This is a genomic window from Bacillus nitroreducens, from assembly GCF_964021195.1.
In genome coordinates this window covers 3,191,959-3,209,268 of the sequence record NZ_CAXHYI020000003.1, presented here as the reverse complement: position 1 = coordinate 3,209,268, position 17,310 = coordinate 3,191,959, and the positions used below count along the sequence as shown (strand labels likewise).

General features: G+C 37.2%; 13 protein-coding genes and 1 pseudogene. 6 read left to right on the top strand and 8 right to left on the bottom strand.

Translation table 11 applies throughout. The features are described 5' to 3' along the window. Positions 1-40 precede the first annotated feature (40 nt). The 3 genes from ACWPVE_RS19555 (at position 41) to ACWPVE_RS19545 (ending at position 2,542) form a co-directional block, all read left to right on the top strand. Positions 41-811, top strand: a complete 771-nt coding sequence (locus ACWPVE_RS19555) for an SDR family NAD(P)-dependent oxidoreductase (protein WP_453996296.1) — start codon at positions 41-43, stop codon at positions 809-811. Between the two features lie 74 nt (positions 812-885). Continuing rightward, positions 886-1,833 (top strand): DMT family transporter, encoded by a 948-nt coding sequence (locus ACWPVE_RS19550; protein WP_453996294.1) that lies wholly within the window; start codon positions 886-888, stop codon positions 1,831-1,833. Between the two features lie 259 nt (positions 1,834-2,092). Beyond that, a complete protein-coding gene (locus ACWPVE_RS19545; protein WP_453996292.1) occupies positions 2,093-2,542 on the top strand; it encodes a hypothetical protein in 450 nt (149 codons plus the stop codon). 182 nt (positions 2,543-2,724) lie between these two features. Here the strand turns inward: ACWPVE_RS19545 and ACWPVE_RS19540 are convergent, their stop codons facing one another. Further along, entirely contained in the window at positions 2,725-3,696 is a 972-nt protein-coding gene (locus tag ACWPVE_RS19540) for a S8 family peptidase (RefSeq protein WP_453996290.1), read from the bottom strand. A 300-nt stretch (positions 3,697-3,996) separates the two neighbouring features. Here ACWPVE_RS19540 and ACWPVE_RS19535 point away from each other — a divergent pair, with 300 nt between their 5' ends. Continuing rightward, positions 3,997-5,559, top strand: a complete 1,563-nt coding sequence (locus tag ACWPVE_RS19535; RefSeq protein WP_453996288.1) for a LysM peptidoglycan-binding domain-containing protein — start codon at positions 3,997-3,999, stop codon at positions 5,557-5,559. Positions 5,560-5,690: 131 nt separating this feature from the next. Here ACWPVE_RS19535 and ACWPVE_RS19530 read toward each other — a convergent pair whose 3' ends face one another. From ACWPVE_RS19530 to ACWPVE_RS19510, 5 genes are all read right to left on the bottom strand, one after another. Next, entirely contained in the window at positions 5,691-5,975 is a 285-nt protein-coding gene (locus ACWPVE_RS19530) for a hypothetical protein (RefSeq protein WP_453996286.1), read from the bottom strand. A 299-nt stretch (positions 5,976-6,274) separates the two neighbouring features. Next, entirely contained in the window at positions 6,275-6,763 is a 489-nt protein-coding gene (gene lspA / locus ACWPVE_RS19525) for a signal peptidase II (protein WP_453996284.1), read from the bottom strand. A gap of 182 nt (positions 6,764-6,945) precedes the next feature. Continuing rightward, positions 6,946-7,449 (bottom strand): acetone carboxylase subunit gamma, encoded by a 504-nt coding sequence (locus ACWPVE_RS19520; protein WP_453996282.1) that lies wholly within the window; start codon positions 7,447-7,449, stop codon positions 6,946-6,948. A 16-nt stretch (positions 7,450-7,465) separates the two neighbouring features. Beyond that, positions 7,466-9,751: a hydantoinase B/oxoprolinase family protein gene (locus ACWPVE_RS19515; protein ID WP_453996280.1), complete on the bottom strand. Its 2,286-nt coding sequence runs from the start codon at positions 9,749-9,751 to the stop codon at positions 7,466-7,468. 42 nt (positions 9,752-9,793) lie between these two features. Next, positions 9,794-11,929, bottom strand: coding sequence for a hydantoinase/oxoprolinase family protein (locus ACWPVE_RS19510; RefSeq protein WP_453996278.1), 2,136 nt, complete (start codon positions 11,927-11,929; stop codon positions 9,794-9,796). 350 nt (positions 11,930-12,279) lie between these two features. On the opposite strand from ACWPVE_RS19510, the gene ACWPVE_RS19505 reads away from it, so the two are divergent. Both ACWPVE_RS19505 and ACWPVE_RS19500 read left to right on the top strand, forming a co-directional pair. Continuing rightward, positions 12,280-14,277, top strand: a complete 1,998-nt coding sequence (locus ACWPVE_RS19505; RefSeq protein ID WP_453996276.1) for a sigma-54-dependent Fis family transcriptional regulator — start codon at positions 12,280-12,282, stop codon at positions 14,275-14,277. Between the two features lie 71 nt (positions 14,278-14,348). Beyond that, positions 14,349-15,907 (top strand): IS3 family transposase gene (locus ACWPVE_RS19500; protein ID WP_453990298.1). Its coding sequence is split into 2 segments (ribosomal slippage): positions 14,349-14,982 and positions 14,982-15,907, totalling 1,560 coding nucleotides; the frame shifts between segments, so codons are not numbered across the junction. 89 nt (positions 15,908-15,996) lie between these two features. Here ACWPVE_RS19500 and ACWPVE_RS19495 read toward each other — a convergent pair. Next, positions 15,997-16,329 carry a branched-chain amino acid transporter permease gene (locus ACWPVE_RS19495; protein ID WP_453996274.1) on the bottom strand — a complete coding sequence of 111 codons (333 nt, stop codon included), beginning with the start codon at positions 16,327-16,329 and terminating at the stop codon, positions 15,997-15,999. Beyond that, positions 16,326-17,093: pseudogene (gene azlC / locus ACWPVE_RS19490) on the bottom strand (azaleucine resistance protein AzlC). Before azlC ends, ACWPVE_RS19495 begins: the two are co-directional and overlap by 4 nt. Between the last annotated feature and the right edge of the window lie 217 nt (positions 17,094-17,310).

The following is a 17,310-nucleotide window of genomic DNA, read 5'->3' as shown; positions in this document are numbered from 1 at the left end:
ATAGCCATTAAAAGTTTGAATTTTCATAGGAGGTTTCATCATGGATTTACAGTTGGTAGGAAAACGAGCTCTTATTACAGGAGGTAGTCGTGGAATTGGTAAAATGGTGGCACGCCAATTGGCTCATGAAGGAGTCGATTGTGTCATTTGTTCAAGAAATGAATCATCATTAAATGCTACGGCTAAAGCGTTAACCGAAGAAACAGGAAGAAAGATTTACCCAATTGTTGCGGATCTTAGAAATTCTGATTCAATCCAACAATTAGTCGAACAAGCAGCAGAGGCTTTGGGCGGTATTGATATTTTAGTAAATAATGGTGCTCGGGTAAGCGGTGGTGAACCTGAGGACTTCCATCAAATAAAAGATGACCTGATTTTACAAGATTTTGAGGAAAAGTTTTTGGGCTATTTTCGATGTATCAGAGCGGTAGCTCCATATATGATGAAAAATAACTGGGGACGTATTATTAATGTAAGTGGTATGGCTGCTAGGAATGCGGGTAGCATTAGTGCTGGTGCACGTAATGTTTCTGTTGTTCATTTAACAAAAACTGCTTCTGTAGAATTAGGGAAACATGGAATTACGGTCAATTCTGTTTATCCAGGTATTACAAAAACAGAAACAACGAGAGATCGTTTCCCAAATGAGCAGGATTTAGTAGAGGTTGCGAAGGGTAATTCAATTGGACGTTTGGTTACAGCTGAGGAGATTGCGAATGTAGTTACATTTCTTTCGTCTCCATTATCTGTCTCTATTACAGGCTCGGTTATTGATGTAACAGGTGGAACAGGGAATTCTGTTCATTATTAAAAATGAATCTTAGTGAGTTCTTTTCAATCCAAGTAGATGTCGATTACGGTTGTTGATTATATGGAGAATAAAATATGAAGAAACGTACTAAAACAAAAGGTTTTCTACTTGTTACAACGGGTGCTGCTTTTTGGGGTGTTGGTGGTACTGTGGCACAAAAGCTCTTTCTGGATTATGCTATTAACGTAAATTGGCTCGTCACAACGCGTTTACTCATTGCTGGTATGTTGCTTTTAGTTGTGCATTATTTTACAAAGGATCGTACCCAAATTCTAGGAGTCTGGAAAAATAAAAAGGTCGCACGTAAACTAATCGTCTTTGGATTACTTGGGATGCTTGCCGTTCAATATACATATATGGCATCGATTAAACAAGGAAATGCAGCTGTTGCAACCCTTTTACAGTATTTAGCACCAGCGATGATTATCGTTTACTCACTTCTTCGCAAACATTCCACCCTGACCAAAAATGATGTCATAACTGTTACGCTAGCTTTAGCTGGTTGCTTTTTCTTATTAACAAATGGTTCCGTTTCGGGGCTTTCAGTTCCGACTCTTGCTATCATTTGGGGAGTTTTATCTGGCGTTTCTTTAGCCTTTTACACTTTATATGCAGTTCCGCTTCTCGCTAAGTATGATTCCCTAGTGATCGTGGGCTGGGCAATGGTTATTGGAGGTTTTGGATTAAGTTTTGTCCACCCTCCTTGGCAAATGGACTTTGCTAGTTTAACACTAGAAGCTTCTTTTTATTTAGTTTTTGTGATTATCTTCGGAACAATGATTGCTTTTTGGTTTTATATTGAGAGTTTACAAAGCCTTTCGGCAAAGGAAACGAGTTTTCTTGGTACATTAGAGCCACTAGCAGCTGTTTTTACCACGGTATTATGGCTAAATGAACCTTTTGGCATATTTCAATGGGTTGGAACAGTCTGTATTATAGGGATGATTTTATTACTAGCTTTGAATAAGAAGAAAACTGAAAAACCTCTGACAAAGAAAAAAGTGCCTTCTCAGGTCAGTTAGAGAATCACAATCATTTCTATTTACACCAAAGGAAAGGCTGTATAAAAACAAAAGTTATCATATAGCATCGGGTTCTTTTTTGGAGTACAAAATTAAAAAGATAAGCAACAAAGGATTATTAAAAACCTTTATATAGAGTAATCATCCTTTAATAATTAGGATGATTTTTTTAATTGTCAAAGGAGGTTTATGTTACTATATCCATAGATGTCTAAATTTTCACACAATTAAGAACAAGCATATTTCAGGAGGAGATTCGTTGAACAAAAAGAAAACGATTTATGGTGTTATTATATTATCAATAATAGTAATCACTGGGACATTTTTTGTTATAGATAGGCTTAAATACACAACTATCCAAGACGAGATTTTAAATGAAGTTAAAATTGATGAAATTAACAGCATCACAATCGAAAGGTATGCCGATGCTGCAACAATAAAGGTAACAGATAAGGATATGATAAAGAGAATATTTGAAGATTTTTCAAATGTGGAGTTAAAACGAAAAAATAGACTATCAACACTAGGCGATTATTCTATTAGGGTTTATACAAACAAATCAAGTGACCTTGGGATGGTATTTCACAAAGATGAAAATGTGCTTTGGATAACCAAAGGTACAAAAGGAAGCAATTTCTATAAAATATTAGACAACCGTAATTTTCTTGAGGTATTTGAAAACGAACATATAAAATGGGTTATAGATTAAAAGTAAAAGCAAGGATGTAAAATCCTTGCTTTTATGTGTCCCAATCTACTTTAGTTTTAGGTCATTACATATGCATAAAGCACCTTTTTTACTGTTTTTTATGATGTCATTTAGGTAGTTATTTTAGGGTTTGTACTTAAAAAGAGAACCCGTACATCATACAGGGCCTTTTTCTATATACCTTACGCGTTCACACTAGGAGTAGGTTTCATTTCATGTAATTTTTCAACTAGATTTAGGAGGAGAAATCCATTTCCTTCTGCACTTTTTCGATACCCTAGGGGCACCGTTCGTCTGATGAGTTGTGCATAGATTTCTGCTTCACTAAGTGTTCGTTCAAATTCTCTTTCACTTAGGTTGATGAGTAAAGCGATGGCACCAGCAACGTGCGGTGCCGCCATGGACGTCCCAGTTAGTTTAGCAAATTTTTGGTCTGGATACGTTGAAAGAACATCAACACCAGGTGCTACTAAATCAATTTCCGTATGTGTGTTGGAAAATGGCGCAAGCCTTAGGTCCATACTCACAGCTCCAACCGAAATCACTTCGTTATAGGCTCCAGGATAGGCATACTCAAAGGTATCTTCTAATGCATCCCCTTCATTTCCTGCTGCAACAACTACAGATATGTCTTGATTGACCGCCTCTTGGATCGCTTTATGCATATCTGGTACATCTTGTGGGCCACCGAGTGACATGCTAATCACACGTACTCTTTCTTGATTAGGGCCACGCCAGTCAATTGCATATCGAATGGCATTGATAATCCATTCATACCTTCCAGCCCCATCACCCGTTAACGCTTTTAGCGCTAGGATCTGGGCTTTCGGAGCAACCCCAACGACACCATCATTGTTTAGACTAGCCGCAATCGTACCTGATACATGTGTACCATGGCCATTATTGTCCTCAAATACGTCTGGGTCTCCCTTATAATCCGTCGTAAAATTACGACCTGCAATAACTCGACCTTTTAAATCTGGATGCATAGTGTCAATCCCAGTGTCAATAACAGCAACGACAATGCCTTCTCCTTGGCTGTCTTCATCCCATAATGAAGGTGCTTGAACCAACTGAACTCCCTCAGGTATTTCATTTGTTTGCTCCAGAACCGACTGAATCGTAAACGGCAGTAATTTGACTTGGTTTTTCACGATGGTCTCCTCCTTAATATCGATTTTAAAGATTAAATGACCTTCTTACCTTCTGTCTGCTCACGGTTGGATTGAAACAAGTATGAACCTTCACCTTGATGGGAACGTTTGTTTTATTATACTAATAGGACAACCATTTTACAAGAGTAAATACTGAAAATTCAAAAAATGAATAATTGGTCCTGGTAAATGATACAGACTATTATCTCGGTATTGGTACATAAGAATTACAAGCTTTTAAACGCTTTTTACGAAATATTCCATTATTGATACATGATTGATTGGGAAAAGTAACACTTAATGGAGGTGTATAACATCGAAACGTTTAGTCATTATAAAATAAGTCAAACAGAAGATGGATTAGAAGTCATTTTGTATGTGAATGAAAATACAACAGAATTTTCTGCTGAACTAGGGACACTTTCAAGAAAAGAGTCGAACATTACGAATGAGGCAATTCACTTTATCAAAAGAAAATTACCATTATTAAAAATTAAAACTTGTAAAATCATGGCTGGTGGAATGCTACTGTCTGTACTAGGAATCGGTGCATTACCTACACAAAAGGCAGCTGCCGCAAAAAATACGGTCACACAATCACAGACTAATCATTTAACCTACAAAGTATTAGATGGGGATACACTTTATTCGATAGCACAACAGTACAATACAACGGTCGACGCGATTAAGCAGGCAAATCGGTTATCTTCTAATCTGTTACAGATTGGACAGGAATTGATCATTCCTTATGGAGCTACATCTACTCCAACTTATACAAGAGAAAAAACCTATACAGTCGTTTCTGGGGATACTTTATACAGTATTGCAGATCGCAACGGGACAACAGTAGATGCCATCAAACAAGCCAATAATCTCAATTCGAATGTGTTAAGTATAGGACAAACTTTGACCATCCCGTCTGGTGGAAGCACAGTACCTACTCAGAAAAATGGTACGTCTTATACAGTGGTTTCAGGCGATACGTTATACAGCATTGCGGATCGATACGGCACAACTGTTGGTGCCATTAAGCAGGATAATAACCTTACTTCAAATATTTTAAATATTGGACAGACACTGTCCATTCCAGCTGGCAGCGGCTTGGCACCTACTCAAAAAACGGGAACATCCTATACAGTGGTTTCAGGCGATACGTTATACAGCATTGCGGATCGATACGGCACAACTGTTGATGCCATTAAGCAGGATAATAACCTTACTTCAAATATTTTAAATATTGGACAGACACTGTCCATTCCAGCTGGCGGCGGCTTGGTACCTACTCAAAAAAGGGGAACATCATATACAGTGGTTTCGGGCGATACGTTATACAGCATTGCGGATCGCAATGGGACAAGTGTTGATGCCATAAAACAGGCAAATAAGCTTACTTCTAATAATTTAAGTATTGGACAGACACTGACCATTCCATCTAGCCAAACAACAGTGGCACCTGCTTCTCCAAAATTTGCAGCTGAACATCATTCAGTGGTGGACCAAGAAGAACTCGAGTGGCTTGCAAAAATGATATATAGTGAAGCAAGAGGTGAATCACTTGAAGGACAAATTGCCGTTGGTGCCGTTATTATGAATCGGGTAAAAAGTCCTTTGTTTCCCAATACTGTAAAAGAAGTGATTTTTGAAAAAAGCTACGGATATTATCAATTTACACCCGCTCAAAACGGCGCAATTCATGAAGCAGATCCTGGTCCACAACAGATGGAAGCAGCCAAACGAGCAATGAATGGAGAAGATCCAACAAATGGGGCCCTTTTCTTTTACAATCCTGATAAAACTTCTAGTACCTATCTTAGAAGCCTAGAAGTGTCCACCAAGATTGGAAACCATGTATTTGCTTTTTAATAAAATTGAGCAAACGAAAAAAGCACCTGTTCCAAAGTAAGGAACAGGTACATAAGTAAGTAACACCTCATCCTTTTGAATGAGGTGTTACTTAGCGATTATGAATAATATAATGAATGGATCCAACTGAATTACAATTTTCCTTTCATGTTCTTATAGATAGCAACAATAACATCTATATTGTTATCGATAAAAGTGAGACGTTCTCTTGATACTCTGTTCCACTCAGCAGAGAAATGTGTGGAAAGAATGTGCCTCAACCCAAATGTATACATTTCATGAAGTTCTGAAATCACATAGCTTGCACCAGAATGGGGATCTGCTTTTTCTAGTATATTTTGCATATCTTCTTTTAACCATTCGGGAGCAACCTCTACTGATTTTCTTAAGAGTATTTCATATTCTTGACTTAACATCTCTAACTCCTCCTGTGTCTGCAAATTCAAGATGTATATCACTCTATTATTGATTATATATGTAAGTATACCTGAAGTAACACCTAATGATCATTTTACAAATTATGACTTGTATATGTGATAGTTAGTGTATCCTGTATATGGACCTTCATTCAATAATAGGAATTTCTTGATTTAACTTCTTTTTTCTTCTAAATGTATTCTACTACTAAGTTTTCTTCAAAGAAAGACAAACTTTCTTTTTTCAACGCCAAAACCAGTAATAAAGAGACATCTTTAGTACTGACGTAGCAAAACATTTATGTTTCTTTCTGTAATTTCGCGTCATTCCTTCTCTTTTTTATAGGATCGATTACTAATGCATCTAGTAATATCAGGAGGACTCCAAAGTTGAGGGCATAATCAGCTAGATTCAGGATGCCTCCACGAAATTGAAAATGAACAAAATCAGTGACTTGATAAAATAAAATCCGATCAATTGCATTACCTATCGCTCCTCCTACATAAAGTCCTGAACCCACTTCCATCAAAACACCCCTAATATATCCCTTCTTATGCATAAAAACAAACACACTAGCAACGATGATGGCAACTGGAACAAACCAACGACCATACCCTTCAAACATACCAAAAGCTGCCCCACTATTTTGGATGTGAGTGAAATGGAGAACATTCTTCCACACTTCAATGGTATCTCCAATTTCTAGATGAGCCCTTATGAAATACTTAGAGACTTGGTCAATAATAATCGAAATGATAGCAACGGCATAAAAAACGATCGGAATCACACTTTCTTTGAAATGATTAGTTGTGTTAATTTTAATAAAGTGTGTTCAGGGAATAAAGGAATGTGCTTACATGTAGGACTTTTAATATAATGTAGTAAGTAAACACTTTTTATATCTTTGAACTTTGCTTGAACCAAATCTATTAAAAAACGACGCTCCCGAAGGAACGTCGTATAACTCCTTTATGCTTTTACTTTTGGAAGTGGTTTCTTGAGCCAATCATTATAGAAGGTGTCAATATCTGGTTCAAAATCAAGGATGATTGGATACCAAGGTGGGACTGCTTCTACCTCAAGTTGCGTTGCGCATTCTGGGCAATAATATTCACGAATAACTTGCCACTCTGGGTCTGGTGACATTAATTTAGGGTAAATTTCATTCATTTTTTCAACTGTATCGCGAACATAAATCTTAGCATGTAACTTCCAATTCTCTTTATAATCACAGAACTCGTAACCGCAATCACATTTGACAATTCGATTACCATTTTCTTTCTGCACTATATATAAATGTAATCCATATGGAAGTAGGATTGGATCATCCCAGTTAACTCGTTCTTGCAATACTTCTCGATAAAGTTCAAAACGTTCAGGGTCTTTATGGCTCGACATCATTTCTTTGAGCTGATAGAACTCCAGGGTTCCGTCAATCAACTCGCCAATTCTTTTCTTATCGTACTTTGCCAATGAATTCACCTCTTTATCATTTTCTCTTACTTTGTTTAAAACGGTTGATATGCGCGCCCATTGTTGGTACCCCTAACTCATCTTCATATATCATCCAATCTTCAGGGATATTCCAAAAGCTCTTGAATTCATCCGTGAATTTTTCGCTTAAGGCAAAGCTTTGGGCATACATATGTTTAACTTGAACCGCAGCATCTTCATTAATGATCTTCGTTCTTTCTCCTTCCATCCACTTTTTCGTTGGTGTACTACACTCTAAACGTTCTTTGCGGATTTCTTTTCTTCTTTGTTCTGTAGCTTTTAAATCTACAGTGTAAACTCCGTTTTCTTCAGTGAAAACACAACCATATACTTTTTCTGCATAGCGAAGCAGGATGTATTTTTCATTTAAATCCGTCTCCACTTGCTTTGGATTTCTTTCAAGTGGATCTCCAAATCCTGGGCCTCCACGAAGATAGTTCATGATCACATCGTAGTCACCGAATTGTTCTTGAGTGGAAACAGCTTGCCTGTCACGGTGAATAACTTCGGCTTCCATATTCTTTTCATAAGTTGGATTGTCTGGATCTACATCTCCACCTAATGGAAGTGGTAAACCCTTTTCTATTCTTTCTTTAATATTTGTCTTATTCGCCTGGAATCTGTATCCTGCAGATGCTGGATATCCACCCATTAATCCGCAGTCTGTTGCCATTACACCCGCACCAGCGACAAACATTGCCCATTCCTGTGCTCCCCATCCTAAGCGGAGTGACTGCCAACCATTTCCCCCACGGTATTTGCCTGCCCCACCAGATCCTGGTAAAATCTCTCTACCTAAAAAGATAAGGGGTTCAAGTAATTCCCAAATTTCCATATCCCCCATATCTCCTTCAGGATTCCAAAGAGCTGCGGAATGACTTATTCCATCTTGAACAGCACTAGCACCTACTCCACAAGAAGAAGTTTCAAAACTATTCATTGCAGATAATTGACCGTATTGATCATAGCCACCGCCCATCAACCAGTTAGAAGTATGAGCATTACCTGCGTTAACTTCTTCTAAATAACCTCGCCCAAAATATGATCTACTTAATCCACGCCAAAGTGGAGACCATGCAGCTACAAGCGCATGCCATGTATTAGAATGTGCTGTTCGAATGTCATCTGGGTTAAACCAAGATCCATAAGGAATACCAAATTTACTAGCATAATAGGCACCATCGTTTATTCGATCATTTGGTACAAGAGTTTGTGAGAGCATAACCCATATTCCACTAGTTATCGAAACAGGCGTAGCATTGAACGGATGCCAGCCCCATCGGTTTGCTCCTTCAAAATCAATTTCAAGCTTCGCATCTTTATGAACCGTTATTTCAGATGGTGTATGAATAATCGTATTTAACTTTGCAAATGAAGGAAGATCTAAATCTTTAAATGGTACATCTACAAATGAAGCTTGGCGGTATTTTCCTGGAATTAACATTGTTTTTACTTGATTGACAAAACCTCGGCGACCATCTTCAATAATCTCACGGATAAATTGCTTATACGTGTCAATGCCTTCTTCCTTAATTACATCTAGTACAAGATCACGAATCATGTGACAACCCGCAATTCTTGTCTTCTCATCAAGTGTCCAATATTTAACGGCACGGACTGATCTTGTACTTTCAAGTATCCAATCTTTTGATAACTTATCATTTTGCCCGATTTTCCTACATGTGACTTGATATCCATCATCATATCGTTGAACTGGTCCCATTGGCATACTTCCTGGAGCCGATGCCCCTGTATCGATAACGTGTGTTACACCTCCAACCCAGCCAACGACTTCTCCTTCCCAAAAAATTGGTACTAGTGTATGAACATCACATGTATGAACGTTTCCTACATGATTATCGTTATTACAAAAAATGTCTTTATCCTCTATACCAGGATTATCCTCATAATCGTTTTCAATCATGAATTTTATTGCAGCACCCATCGTTCCTACGTGAATAATAATACCAGTTGATGTAACTATCGAATCTGCTTCAGGTGTGTATAAACTAAAGCATAGTTCCCCTTCCTGTTCCACAATTGGAGACGCAGCAACCTTTTTAGCTGTTTCCCTAGCGTGAACCACTCCACCACGAAGTTTGGAATATATCTTCTCAAAACGAATTGGATCTGTTTCCTTAAACGGAAGTGTCCTTAAACCTGCGTAATGTCCAGTTTCTTTACTAATTTCGTCCATTTCTTTACGCATTTGCTTAAGTGTTTTTCCGTCCCAACCTATTGCTGACTTCTGTTGTTGTGCGTCTGTAACAGATTTGACCAAAACTGGTACCCCCTTTAGAATTTTATTAAGTAATCAAACTTATTACTTGACTTCCTTCAGATGGAAAATTCGATTTGTATCGAGGTAGGCCTCAAATCCGAGCGGAACAACTAATGTTGTAGCCGTCGACTCAAGTATGGAAAATGCTTGAATTCTATTACCTGGTAGTAATTTTTCCATTTCGTAAATATTAGCTTGTAAATAGGCACCATCCCAATAGATTTCACGAGTTCCTAATAGCGCATCAGCAGGCGGTGTTTCACCTACTATTTGTTCTTGAGGAATTTGAGGTTTTGCCACTTCAACCACACCTCGAACAATCGCACCCGTGATTGAATAACCAAGTTCAGGAGAAAGGGCTGATTTTGCATAAACACGTGAATACGTATCTTCAAATGTTTCAATAAGAGTCTCCCAATCAGCCATCGATTTAAATTCCGAGATAGGTGCTTCAATTTCGAGGTCATTCAACTGACCTTGATATTGCATGCGATAAAGCAACTTAAAATCAACATCCTCTGGTGAATAATCATTTTTCCTAAATTCCTCTGTTACTTTTTTCTTTAATTCATCCCAGGCTGATTGAAGCTCTCTACCAGCTAAGAGAATGTCAGAATCCATTGCATGTTCTTCAACATTTAAATCTAATGTTTTATCATACCGATATTCGAAGTCTGCTGCTCCACAGCCAAATGCTGAGAAACCAGCTGCCCATGCAGGAATCAGGACATCTTCAAAACCTAGGCCCTTCGTATATCCTGCTGTATGCAACGGACCTCCACCGCCATATGAGAAACAAACATATTGTGAAGGAGAATATCCTTTTCCTAGAATCATTGATTCAAGGTAGTTTCGAAGTTGCGATTCTAGTAATTCGATTACCCCATACGCTGCATCCTCAACAGTTAATCCAAGTGGATCAGCAATTTGTTTTTTCACAGCTTCGTAAGCTCTTTCCTTTGAAAGTTTGATTGCACCTCCAATGAAATTGTCAGGATTAATTAGACCAAGAACCACATGACAGTCTGATACGGTAACAGTATCAATACCTCCTTGAGGATTACAAACGCCAACACGTGAACCTGCACTGTCTGGACCTAATGTGATGTTTCCATAATTTGGATCTATCCTTACAAAACTTCCAGTACCAGCACCTGTTGTATCCATTGAAACAAGAGGTAAAGAAAGAACTAATCGAGCCATATCAGGACTTGCATTGATTGCTAAGTCACCTTGTGTAATTAGACCAATATCAAAGCTAGTTCCTCCTATATCGGAACATGCAACATTTTTTAATCCTAGTTGCTCTGCCAAATATTTCGCCCCAACCATACCTCCAATAGGCCCAGAAACACAAGTTCTTGCTAATTCATTTGCTTTAATACTAATCGTACCGCCATGACTAGCCATAATACGCAAGTCAAAATCTGTTCCAGCTTCTCTTAATGCTTTATCAATATTCTCTAATGTTTTACGAGAGGGCTCTGCCGCGTATGCCTCAACGATTGTAGTATTTGTACGATGAGATTCTTTACGTACTGGATAGTAATCAACCGATGCAAACACTTGAATATCTTTATTTGCCTTTTTAATAATCTCTTCAGCGATATCTCGAACTTTTCTTTCATGTGCTGGATACTTATATGAATGCAGCAAACTTATAACAATTGCTTCTACATCTTCATCAATTAACTTTTGAATTGCGGGTTCAATTTCATGTTCATAAAGAGGTATGACAACGTTACCAAAAAGATCCACCCTCTCCGTTACACCGACTGTCCATTTACGTGGAACAAGTGGCGGGTCGAAGTGATGAGTATTCACATGGATACGATCAGAATATGAGTATCCTAGAAACGATTGAAGCCCGCGTCCCATTCGATGGTTATCCTCCATCCCTTTATTAACAACTAATCCTACACGACGTCCTACTCTAGAAACGAGACGGTTAAGCATCGCAGTCCCAGAATATACACCTGCAAGTAAATTTGGGAATTCCTCCTCCGTATTTGCTCCCCATTGACTCAATGCATCTTTTGCAGAGTTTAAGAGTCCAATATGTTCATCTAATGGAGTTGTTTGTGCCTTTCCGACAACAAAGTCTCCTTTTTCATCAATAATGAACGTGTCTGTCATTGTACCCCCAGCATCAATGGCAAGAATTTGAGATTTGGCCAAATAAAACTCTCTCCCTTCAATTAATTGTTTTTTTAAAAACAGCAATGCATGTTTCTTATGTATGCTTGTTACTTGCTGTCACCTCTTATTAATGCAAGTAGTGTGCCAAATTCATAAAAGCTGATTCTACTAGTAAATCGCAGATTACAAAACCGTACACTGTATCATTTTGATACACATGTTGCGATACATATGATCTTAGTAATACAGTCAATAAGACTATTGATTTACACGTCGGACTAGGTTAATATTCTTAATATACAGAATTTTAGAACGTTTATTAGCTTATAATCCTCTTACCGATTTTCTTAATGAAAATGCTTAGTTTTTTATTAAGGAGGTTAATGAAATTGGCAAACTCTTTTCTCTCAATTTTTTCAACAAATGATCTATACAAAAAGGCAGGTGAACTAAAGAATACATGGGAAAATTTTATAACCAACCCATCAAACAGTGCAGACTTACAAATGCTCGTACGCAACGAAATCTTTAAATCATGGAGTCGGTGCCAATTAATTGGACTCGATCCAGAACAAAAACAAGCACGAACTGCACTTACCAGTGTTGAATTAGAAAAAATTCTATCTGAATCTGACCTTTTTCGCGCAGCCAAGCCGATTATCGACGATATTTATGATAAATTAATTGGAACTGGATATTTAGTGACACTTAATGATGAAAATGGAAAAATGATATATTTAAAAGGTGATTCAGATATTATTAGGAAAACAGAGAAAATGAATTTTACACCTGGAATGGATTGGAGCGAAGCTGCAGCAGGAACTAATGCGATCGGAACTAGCATCGTTTCAAAAAAACCCATTCAAGTTTTTTCAGCTGAACATTTTTGTGAGGGCTTTCATCAAATGACCTGTTCGTCCTCACCTATTTTTCATCCATATACGAAACAAGTCATCGGAGCAATCGATTTTACTGGTCTATGGCCAAGCACACAACCACACACACTCGGACTGGCCGTTTCCCTAGCACAGATTATTGAACAGCAGTTAGTTTCCATTTATAACGAAAAATATCATCAATTGGAAGAATATTACCGTCAATACACATTCAAAAATAAGGGTCATCCTGTTGTTGTGATAAGTAATGATTTTGTACTAGTTAATGGAGATGAGCAAATACTGGATGCTTTCCATTTGAAAAAAAGAATGGTTTTGAAAAAGCAACGAGAGTTAATTGATTTTATACAAAACCCAGTTAGCTTCATGGATCAAACTGAAACCTTTGAATTCGTCAATATAAACTCAATCAACTATCATAATCAAGAAATTGGATTTATGTTTATTTTCAAGAAGAAAACTCATACAAGTTCAGATCTACCTACTCATCCAAATAATCACAATTTAATTTATGAATCCCTTGAAATGAGAGCCATGTTACATAAATGCCAACAAGTTGCTTCAATCGACACTCCTATTCTTATTACAGGAGAAACAGGAACTGGTAAGGAATTAATAGCTAGATACATACATGAAGCTAGTTCAAGAAGAGATAAGCCCTTTATTGCTGTAAATTGTGGTGCGATACAGAAAGAATTGATTGGTAGTGAACTTTTCGGGTATGAAGGTGGAACATTTACTGGTGGAAAGAAGGATGGAAAAAAAGGGAAATTTGAAGAAGCGAATGGTGGGACGATCTTTTTAGATGAAATTGGAGAAATGCCCATGGACATGCAGATATATTTACTACGAGTTCTTCAAGAGAAAGAACTGACTAGATTAGGTTCTGCAAAGACTCAAAAAATCGATGTAAAAGTAATAGCCGCCACAAATCGAAACTTAGAGGCCATGATTGATGAAGGTCACTTCCGAAAAGATCTTTTTTTCAGGTTGAACGTGATCTCATTCACTGTTCCTCCTCTCCGAGTCAGAAAAGATGATATTTTACCGATTAGCAATCATTATTTAGCCTATTTTGCAAAAAAGTATCATAAAGAATTACATTTCTGTTTATCAGAGAAAACAATAAATTTCTTTTTGAGCTATGAATGGCCAGGTAATATAAGGGAATTAAGAAATGCAATCGAACATGCCGTGATTTTCAGCACCTCTTTTGAAATTGAAAAAAAACACCTTCCAGATTATTTAGCTGACATAAAATCAAAAAATTTTCTTTTAAAGGAAGAGAATTCGAGCCTATCCCTGATTGAAAATACAGAAAGACAACAAATCAAAAATTTATTAATTCAAACAGGCTGGAACATATCAGCTGTTGCAAAAGAATTGAAAATAGCAAGGTCAACGCTTTATCGAAAAATTAAAAAATATGAGTTACAAGATCAGAATGTCGTAAAATCAAGATTATTAAGCCACGACATAACGCTCAGATGAATATGATATGCTCCCCTTAAAGTAGACAGGTTAAAAAATAAAAATCTGCTTATTTTAGGGGGAGTATTTTTATGTCCAAAAGAGCACGTTCTTTAGAAGAAAAGTTTAAGGTAATCAAAGCCTTAGAAAATGGTACTCATTCATTGGCCGAATTAGAATCCATTTATAATGTGCAACATACATCCATTTATGATTGGATATACAAATATGAAAAGTATGGGATCGAAGGGTTAAAAGAGTCATCGTCCTGGAGGAAATATTCGAAGGAACTTAAATTGAAAGCCGTTAAGGATTATTTAAGTGGGGACTACTCTCTTCGAGAAGTTACAAGAAAATATGAAATTCCGAGTGATTCCACTCTTCGTCAGTGGCTAAAGAAGTATAATGGTCATAGAGAATTAAATGATACGGGAAAAAGGAGATCAGGCTCTATGACTAAAGGAAGAAAGACAACTTGGAAGGAACGAATTGAGATTGTACAAGATGCTTTGGCGAATGAAAAGAATTACCATCAAACTGCCGAGGATCATAAAGTATCTTATCAACAGATATATCAATGGGTACGTAAATATGAAGCTGGTGGATGGGATGCCTTAAAGGACCGACGAGGACGAACCAAGAGTGAAGAAGAGTTAACTTCAGAAGAAAAAATGAAGTTAGAGATGCGTCGAATCGAAAAAGAGAATGAGCGTTTACGTGCAGAAAATGCTTTCTTAAAAAAGTTAGAGGAGATCGAAAGGAGGCAAAAATAAACCAAGTAAGATATGAAGATAAGTATGTGGCAATCAAGGAACTTTATGAGAATGAAAATCTAAGTATCGTTTTACTGTGCGATATCGCAGGAGTTTCACGTGCTGGCTATTATAAATGGTTGAAACGTCAGCCTTCTACCCGAGAACTGGAGAACATAAAAATCGTAAAGGAAATGAAGAATCTTCATAAAAAAGTGGAGGGCATCTATGGATATCGTCGAATGACCTTAAATATCAATAGATTATTTAATCATAAATATAATCATAAACGTATCTTTAGACTTATGAATATTACAGGAATTCAATCTGTGATACGGAGGAAGAGACCGCAATATCAGCGATCCACCCCACAACACATTACAGATAATGTATTGAATCGTGAATTTACAGCTGAAAAGCCAAATGAGAAATGGGTAACGGACGTTACCGAGTTCAAATATGGTTCATCACGTAAGGCTTATTTAAGTGCCATTTTGGATTTGTATGATGGTTCGATTATTAGCTATGTTTTAGGACATTCCAATAATAATAAACTTGTATTTAAAACCCTTGATGAAGCACTTGGTCAATTAAATGGGGAACATCCACTGATTCATAGTGACCGTGGATTCCAGTACACTTCTCATGGGTTTAAAAGAAGGCTGGATCAAACAGGAATGACACATAGTATGTCTCGTGTAGGAAAATGTATTGATAATGGACCAATGGAGTCGTTTTGGGGAACCCTCAAATGCGAGAAGTATTATTTACATAGGTATGAGACATTTGAAGATCTTTCGAAAGCAATTGATGAGTACATCTACTTCTATAATTATGAAAGATATCAAGAAAGACTAAACGGCCTTAGCCCTGTTGAATACAGAGCTAAAGCCGCTTAAGATGCATTTTATTATTTCCACTGTCTACTTGACAGGGGGCAGTTCAATATCTGAGCGTTTTTAACTATTTCAAATTCTATACGTATATACTAAAATATCACTTGTACAAAAAACATATAAATGACTGTTCCACCTGCTATAGAAACGAACATTTGTCTTTTCCAAAAATGGAGTATGGCAACGACTGCCACTGAGATGAGTTCGGGGATACCATGGCTCCCTTTTAATAGGTTTATATCTTTAAGGCAATAGATTACCAATAGTCCAATGACAGCTGATGGTAATACTTTGCCTAAATACTTCACGTACTTAGGTGTAGGTTTTCCTGATGGAAAAACTAAAAATGGAACAAATCTTGTTAGCATCGTACCAATTACAACCATTCCGATCATCATAATCTGCTGAGCTATACTCATTGTCATACTGGATGATCCTCCCCTTCTTCTAATGCTTTTCTTGATAAGGTTAGTAATCCCAAAATGACAATCATTGCTGGGATGATAAAATGAATCCCTCCAAAAAGTAGGAGACATACAATCGAAGCTCCTAATCCTACGAGAGAACTTATATGTTTTTCTTCCTTCATCCATTGTTCAATAAAAATCACGACAAATAGAGCCGTCATGACAAAATCAAGTCCTTCAGTATTGAGTGTAATAAAAGAACCGAACAGCCCACCAAGGGTTGCCCCTAGCACCCAATACGAATGATTGAGCAGCGTGATAAAAAACATCACCCATCCCTTGTCCACTTGATTGGGAACAGTAAGTGAACTATTGATAGCAAACGATTCATCACAAAGTCCAAAAATCATATACCACTTTTTCTTTCCTATTCCCTTATACGTATCAAGCATAGAAATACCATAAAACAAATGTCGTGCATTAACCATCAATGTTATAAGGAGAGCACTTAAAGGGCTAAATGTTCCGCTCAATAGAGTTGCTGCAACAAATTCCATTGAACCAGCAAATACGATAAAACTAATTAAAATCGGGTAAATCGGACTGAATCCTTAGGAGTTCATTAAAATGCCATATGCGATACCCAAGAAAACAAACCCAGTCAAAATCGGTACTGTATATGGAAAAGCCGTACGAAAAGCAATCCAAATATGCTCATGTTTATTTAGCCGAGTATCAATACTTAGCGAATGTGAGTGTATAGATTCTTTGTTGCCATGCAAGTTTGTTTCCTCCTCAACTCTATCAATAGTTACAATTCCAAAACACATTTTCACGAATGATTCTTTGATTATAATATAAAATGTTCGTATTTAGAATATCTAATCCCATTTTCCTAATAATAAGAAAATGATAAAGAGTTAAGGGGAAAACACACAGTAATGTAAATTAATTCTATACGTTTGGTGATCAGTTCCGTACTCGGAGCTTATAAAAAAC